The 6,608-nt window shown below is 37.0% G+C and carries 6 protein-coding genes; 5 read left to right on the plus strand and 1 reads right to left on the minus strand.

Translation table 11 applies throughout. The annotated features are described in order from the left end of the window. Window positions 1-3: 3 nt before the first annotated feature. Window positions 4-879, minus strand: a complete 876-nt coding sequence (locus AC1M9J_RS11480) for a DUF2797 domain-containing protein (RefSeq protein WP_092767828.1) — start codon at window positions 877-879, stop codon at window positions 4-6. A gap of 31 nt (window positions 880-910) precedes the next feature. Between AC1M9J_RS11480 and AC1M9J_RS11485 the strand changes: the two genes are divergently transcribed. From AC1M9J_RS11485 to AC1M9J_RS11505, 5 genes are all read left to right on the plus strand, one after another. Then, on the plus strand, window positions 911-1,378 hold the full coding sequence (locus AC1M9J_RS11485) for a DUF6231 family protein (protein WP_481614220.1): 468 nt from the start codon (window positions 911-913) through the stop codon (window positions 1,376-1,378). Between the two features lie 101 nt (window positions 1,379-1,479). Further along, window positions 1,480-2,094 carry a YidB family protein gene (locus tag AC1M9J_RS11490; protein WP_481952343.1) on the plus strand — a complete coding sequence of 205 codons (615 nt, stop codon included), beginning with the start codon at window positions 1,480-1,482 and terminating at the stop codon, window positions 2,092-2,094. Window positions 2,095-2,256: 162 nt separating this feature from the next. Beyond that, window positions 2,257-2,718 (plus strand): hypothetical protein, encoded by a 462-nt coding sequence (locus AC1M9J_RS11495; protein ID WP_481593702.1) that lies wholly within the window; start codon window positions 2,257-2,259, stop codon window positions 2,716-2,718. Further along, on the plus strand, window positions 2,715-4,310 hold the full coding sequence (locus tag AC1M9J_RS11500; RefSeq protein WP_481952344.1) for an FAD-dependent oxidoreductase: 1,596 nt from the start codon (window positions 2,715-2,717) through the stop codon (window positions 4,308-4,310). The genes AC1M9J_RS11495 and AC1M9J_RS11500 overlap by 4 nt, the downstream gene beginning before the upstream one ends. 62 nt (window positions 4,311-4,372) lie before the next feature. Beyond that, window positions 4,373-6,250 carry a 5'-nucleotidase C-terminal domain-containing protein gene (locus AC1M9J_RS11505; protein ID WP_481952345.1) on the plus strand — a complete coding sequence of 626 codons (1,878 nt, stop codon included), beginning with the start codon at window positions 4,373-4,375 and terminating at the stop codon, window positions 6,248-6,250. Window positions 6,251-6,608 lie beyond the last annotated feature (358 nt).

Consider the following 6,608-nt stretch of genomic DNA (forward strand, 5'->3'; position numbering starts at 1 on the left):
GCATTATGAATCAGCACGAATTTTTAATTCATAACCCGTATATTTGCGTATATTGATTACACCTGTGTCCATAATCAGATATTGTCCTTTGATACCGTGCAGTTTTCCACGTATGACTGGCGTTTTGTCTAAGTTATGCGATTTAATTTTTTCAGGATATTGATCGACAGGATAAATGAATTCACGAGGAAGTTCGTTTTCTAAAATTTCTACATTTTCATTGAAATCTAGGCTCATGCTGAACTCATCTCGAATGGTTTCAATTTGAGGTTCAAACTCCGTGAGCAATTCATCTCTGATCTCTAACAAATTTACCTTTTCCGCTTCACCTTTCAGCAATTTTCTCCAGTCTGTTTTATCAGCGACTTGCGTACCAAACATGACTTCAAGTTGTCCTGATAACCGACGAGAGCCCACTTTCATAATAGGTAAAGCTTGGGTAGCCCCTTGATCTAGCCAACGTGTTGGCATTTGACCTAAACGGGTAATGCCAACCTTTAATGCACTTGAATTGGCAAGATAGACAATATGGGGTTGAAAGCATACTTCTTGAGCAAAGCTTTCTTCACGACAAGTCCCTAAATGGTAATGGCATGTTTCTGGCTTCATAATACACATATCACAGGCTGCTTTCGTTTTCATGCATTTAAAGCAGTGACCTTGGGAGTATGATTTTGGTGTTTTATTCCCACAGGAAACACAGTAAATTTTGCCGGTCCATTCAATTTCAATTTCTTGACCTAAGTTGAACGGGAGATTGATTTCTGAACGATCTAAAATAAATTTATATTCAACATTTGCCTGTTGTGTTTGTTGTTCAGTTACACTTAGGTTGGTTAAACCAGCGTGCATTTTATGACAAATGCCCTGTAATTCCATGCTTTAATCTCACTCAAATAAGGTGCAGCTCATGGCTGAGAAAAATGTCATCACGTCAATGCTAGACGATTTATCTAAAGAACAGCCAATTCAAACTGCCGTATGTCTTGGTCAGGATCTCAGCCAAGACTATGCTCAAACAATCCAATGGAATCATTTTAACGTAACTGAATTTTTAATGCTTCCTTTTCAGCAACGCTATGATCTAGGTGTTGTGATTTTAAAAAATGAACAGATGGATACACTATCAACCCATCATAAATCACAAATGCTGGTAAAACTGCGTGATTTAATGGCAAAAAGAATCGTCGTGTTGAGTCATATTGCAGATGAACAATTATTAAGAAGTCTGGGATTCACGCAGCTCATTGAGCAAAAAAATACAGAACAAGATTTCGCCTTATGGCAATTCAATATTTTGAATTATAAGCATGTGCCAGATTGGTTTAATTCTAAGTTTTGGGCTAATCCAGAAAATTGGAATAAGTTTCGATGGTAATGGCAAACTTTGAGTTTATCAAAACACAACAATTTCAATGTACAAAGCCATGTTTTTAACGATATGCTGATTCATGAAAATAAGAATGCAAAGGTGTCTTGATGACAAATTTAAGTAATATCGTTGAAATTTTAGCGAAACAGGCTTTAGGCGGTAATCAACAATCTAATCAATCGGGATTGGGTGGTGTACTTGGTTCGGTACTCGGAAGTTTAACGGCACAATATAATCAGACCAATCAAAACCAACAACAAGGTGGATTGGGAGGGATTTTAGGATCTGTACTTGGTGGTTTATCGGGTAGTCAATCTGGTGGTGTAGGCAAATCATCAGGTCTAAACGCTCAAACCTTATTAATCGCAGTAGTTCCTTTAATTCTCAATTGGATTCAAAAAAATGGCGGTTTGCAAGGTGCACTTGATCAACTGAAAGGTCAAGGTCTGACGAGTCAAGTGGATGATTGGGTGTCAACTGGTCCTGGTGAAAATGCCAATGTCAGTACGCAACAAGTTCAAAATTTATTTGATCAGCAAGATGTCGAGCAAGTTGCACAAGAAGCGCAAGTTCCTAAACAGGATGTATACAGTGCGATTTCTTCAGTCTTACCACAAATTATTGATTCGCTTACACCTCAAGCAAATAAGACCGATCCACAAGAAGCGAATTCAGATATACAAAATGTGTTGAATCTTGTATCAGGATTTTTAAAGAAATAAAGTGAAATTAATTTGAGTTAAAAGCCGGATGTGACATACATTCGGCTTTTTTTATGCAATCGATCAAAGGATGTATGTGGAATAAAATTTAAACGATTGATATATTTCATAAAGAAGCATAGGACATGCTGAATAAAACAAAAATCATTGAGGGAGAAATTCATGATCCGTAAGGAGCATTTAATCACTGCTTCGTTGTCCTCGATTAAGGCAACCTATCAACAACTTTCATCCGCGCCACTTGCCATGAGACAAGGAGAATATAAGGCTCAGTTTATTGGTCCTTGGTGGTTAAGAGTGTCTGCAGCACCGAGTTTATTTTTAAGTGGATTGGGGGGATGGTTTGGGAAAAAATTCATCAATCAAAATTTAGTCACTAATATTTTACTCAATCGCGGGCAGAGAAGTGAAAAGCTTCAAATGGAGTGTCTAGAAGAGGCGTCTTTGATTGATGGAAAACAAACGATCGCCTTGTATTATGGCAAGACAGCACCAATTCCATGGCGTTGGGTGGTTGATGAGTTAAGACAGCTTGATGAACATACGATGTTATGTATGACTATCATTAATCTTCCTTTTTTAAAGCATTTTTCATTTCCATTTATTCTAAGTCGTGATGTATGAAATCAAAATTTGAATATGATGTCATTATTGTAGGTTCAGGCTTTGGTGGAAGTGTAGCTGCGCTAAGATTGTCTGAGCTTGGATTAAAAGTAGCTGTGCTAGAGCAGGGAAGAAGGCTCACTGAAGATGATTTACATCGAGCAAGTCGGAGTTCTAAATACTTAAATTGGGCACCGACGTTAGGGATGAAGGGTTTTCTTGCACAAGACGTATTCCAACATATGGGTGTGGTTCGAGGGGTTGCCGTTGGTGGTGGCAGTGTTGTTTATGCTGCTGTGTTGTTAAAACCAGGTCAAAAGTTTTATCGTGATCCAATTTGGAGTCATTTGTCAGAAGACTGGGAGAGGGAATTACAACCGCACTATCAGATGGCTCAGTCCATGCTAGGTGTAAGTTCAAATCCATATAAAGATCAGCAAGATGAGTGGTTAAAACAAACAGCAGAAAAAATGGGTTCTGGAGATAGTTTTGACACTGTACCACAGGGAATTTACTTTGGTGATCCTCATCAATGGGTGAGTGATCCACTTTTGAATGGTCAAGGTCCCGAACGAATAGGCTGTAATCAGTGCGGAAATTGTATAACGGGGTGTGCGCAGGGTGCGAAGAATAGTTTGGATAAAAACTATTTATATCTTGCAGAAAACAATGGAGTTGAGATTCTTCCAGAAACCAAAGTAACTCATCTTTCACATGTTGATGGAAAATATATCATTCATGCATATCAGTCATTTAACTCCAAAGAAAAACAAGATTACTCTGCGAAACAGGTCATTTTATCCGCAGGTGTTATAGGAACTGTTGAAATTTTGTTTGCTTCAAGAGATGTGTATAAAACCTTACCGAATATTTCTGGTCAGTTAGGTGAACATATTCGAACCAATAGTGAGGCGATTGTTGCAATCTCTAATAATGATAAAACAATAGATTTAACGAGAGGGACGACCATTTCCAGTCATTTTCATGCAGATGACAAAACACATATTACTCAGAATCGATTTCCAGCAAGTTATGAGTTTATGAAGTTTTATATGGGACCACTGGTCAATGGCGATCAACCTGTAAAACGTGCACTCCATGTTTTAAAGCATTTTTTTCTGCACCCCTTTGTTTCAACTCGATCATGGCGTTCTAAAAACTGGCATAAACGTGTCACTGTATTAACCGTCATGCAACAGGCAGACAATCAAATACGATTTGTATATGGACGTACTGCACTCAGAGGTTTTAGGCGTTTTTTGAAAACGCAGGTTTCAGTTGGAGAAAGAGCGCCGTCTTTTATACCGTTAGCAAATGAAGCTGCAGAAAAATTTGCTGAAGTAAGTGGTGGTCAAGCACAGAATAATATATTGGAAAGTATGGGGCACTTATCTGTTACAGCGCATATATTGGGTGGTGCAGTTATGGCTGAGGATTCCTCTAAAGGTGTGATTGACTCTAATCATCAGGTTTTTGGCTATCAAGGCTTATATGTGGTTGATGGGAGTGCGATTCCTGTGAATGTTGGTGTTAATCCGAGTTTGACCATTACGGCATTAGCTGAGCGATTTGCAGAAAAATATAAAATTAGTCATTTCGATAAAGTGTCATAAATCCACCATCATAATGTCATATCTTCGTTGAATACTCTTGGTTTAAAAAAAGGAGTATTCAAATGAAGAACAAGATAAAAATAACAGGTCTTCTATTAACGACATCGTTATTGCTAAGTAGTTGTGGTGGAGATGACCAAAAATCTAATCCTAATATTACACAACCCTCAGAGTTGAAAATTCTTCATATTAATGACCATCACTCCCATTTAGATGGTGAAGAGCTTAGCTTTAATTTCGATTTAGGTCATGGTGAAGAACAACTAGTCGTTTCCCGTGGTGGATTTTCTCGTGTAGCAACATTTATGAATCTAATGGCAGAAAATCATCAGAATGTAGTGAAAATTCATGCTGGTGATGCGATAACAGGGGATTTGTATTACAACCTCTCAAATGGAAAAGCTGATGCTGAAATGATGAATACAGTGTGTTTTGATACTTTCACCTTGGGAAATCATGAATTTGATGCAAAAGATCAAGGCTTAAAAGATTTTATTGGTTTTTTAGACGAAGGACACTGTAAAGAGCGAACAGAGATTCTTTCTGCAAATGTTGAATTTGGGGTGAGTTCACCTTTATATCAGACAGATCGGATTCAAAAATCTATTGTTCTTGAGCGGGATGGGGAAAAATATGGGGTTGTGGGGCTCACCATTGCATCAAAAACTAAAAACTCCTCTCAACCAAATCAAGACACATTATTCCAAGATGAGATTACAGTAGCTCAAAATGAGATTAATCAACTCAAAAAACAGGGAATTAAAAAAATTATTTTACAAACACATGTAGGCTATGAACTAGATCAAAAATTAGCACAAGAACTTACGGATGTGGATGTGATTATTGGAGGCGACTCCCACACATTGTTTGGACCTCATATATTAGAAAAGTATGGTATGTCTCCTGTCGCTGCCTACCCATTACAACTGAAAAATAAAAATGGCGAAACTGTTTGTGTTGCTCAAGCATGGCAATACAGTTATGTGGTTGGTGAGCTTAACGTAAAATTTGATGCAGATGGTGCGGTTAAAAGTTGTGTGGGCACACCGCATGTATTAATTGGCGATGATTTTAAACGTAAGCAAAATAATGAAAGAGTCAGTGATCAAGAAAAAAAATATATAGAACATCAATTCGAAAAAGAACAAGCACCTTTTTCTATTGTTAAAGAAGATCAAAGTATTTTGAGTGTCTTAGAGCCCTATAAGCAATCTAAAAAATTATTTGCAGCCAAAGTTGTTGGGCAGGCAGTTGATAATTTATGTTCAAGACGTGTGCCGGGAACTCAATTTGATCGCTCACGATCATCTTTAGGTGATGTGTGTAATTTGAATGCGCATGTCGATGCCCATGGTGGTGATATTCAACAAATGGTTGCCGAAGCATTTCTTAAACAAGGCAAAGAATATTTTAATGCTGATATTTCATTTCAAAATGCAGGTGGAGTAAGAGTTGATTTGGCGAAAGGAAATATCACTGTAGCAGATATCTACCAAGTCTTACCTTTCAAAAATACGCTTGTTCAATTGAATATGACTGGTCAAGAAATTAAAGATACGCTTGAAGATGCCATTTCAGGCGTGATTGAACAAAAAAATACTGGAAGTTATCCGTATACGGCTGGATTAGCTTGGCAAGTTGATATAACGCAGCCTATTGGAAAGCGTATTACAAATATTCAAGTCAGAAATGGGTCTGACCAGCTTGTGCCATTAGATTTAAATCAGTTATATAAAATTGTAACTATCAATTTTTTAGCTGATGGTGCTGATTACTATCATACATTAAAAAAAATTACAGGTGATCGTCGAATAGAAGTTGGACTAGACTATGCAGAAGCATTCTTAAATTACTTAAATTCGATAGATGGTGATCACGAAATAAAAACAATTCGAAAATTACCTACTTCATATTATAGTACTCAAAAATACATAGAATAAGATTTAGAGCTTTTTGATCTGAAAATTCCCAATTTAATTAGGGTTTTTTAATTTAATTAATCGTTTTTGTCTATTTTTTAGTGTAAAAAACGTAAATTTGCTTAAAAAATAAACATGCATGTGTTTTTGTTAAAATAAGGGGTTGCAAGGGAGGAAAAAATCTATAGAATGCACCCCATACCGACGAGATACACGGAGACGAACGAAGCAGGTTGCTGAGTTGTTAAGTGTTTCGAGTCCAGCTTCTAGCATTGACGAGATGTTAGAAAGATCATTAAGAGATTATGAAGAACAACTTGTGTGGATTTTTACTGGTTGATTGATCGATATATATTATCATTAATAATTGGTAGAAATT

This window comes from Acinetobacter sp. ANC_7588 (assembly GCF_056783995.1).

Coding starts and splice junctions, on each gene's coding strand:
- AC1M9J_RS11480 (WP_092767828.1), bottom strand. CDS start 879: ATGGAATTACAGGGCATTTGTCATAAAATGCACGCTGGTTTAACCAAC.
- AC1M9J_RS11485 (WP_481614220.1), top strand. CDS start 911: ATGGCTGAGAAAAATGTCATCACGTCAATGCTAGACGATTTATCTAAA.
- AC1M9J_RS11490 (WP_481952343.1), top strand. CDS start 1,480: ATGACAAATTTAAGTAATATCGTTGAAATTTTAGCGAAACAGGCTTTA.
- AC1M9J_RS11495 (WP_481593702.1), top strand. CDS start 2,257: ATGATCCGTAAGGAGCATTTAATCACTGCTTCGTTGTCCTCGATTAAG.
- AC1M9J_RS11500 (WP_481952344.1), top strand. CDS start 2,715: ATGAAATCAAAATTTGAATATGATGTCATTATTGTAGGTTCAGGCTTT.
- AC1M9J_RS11505 (WP_481952345.1), top strand. CDS start 4,373: ATGAAGAACAAGATAAAAATAACAGGTCTTCTATTAACGACATCGTTA.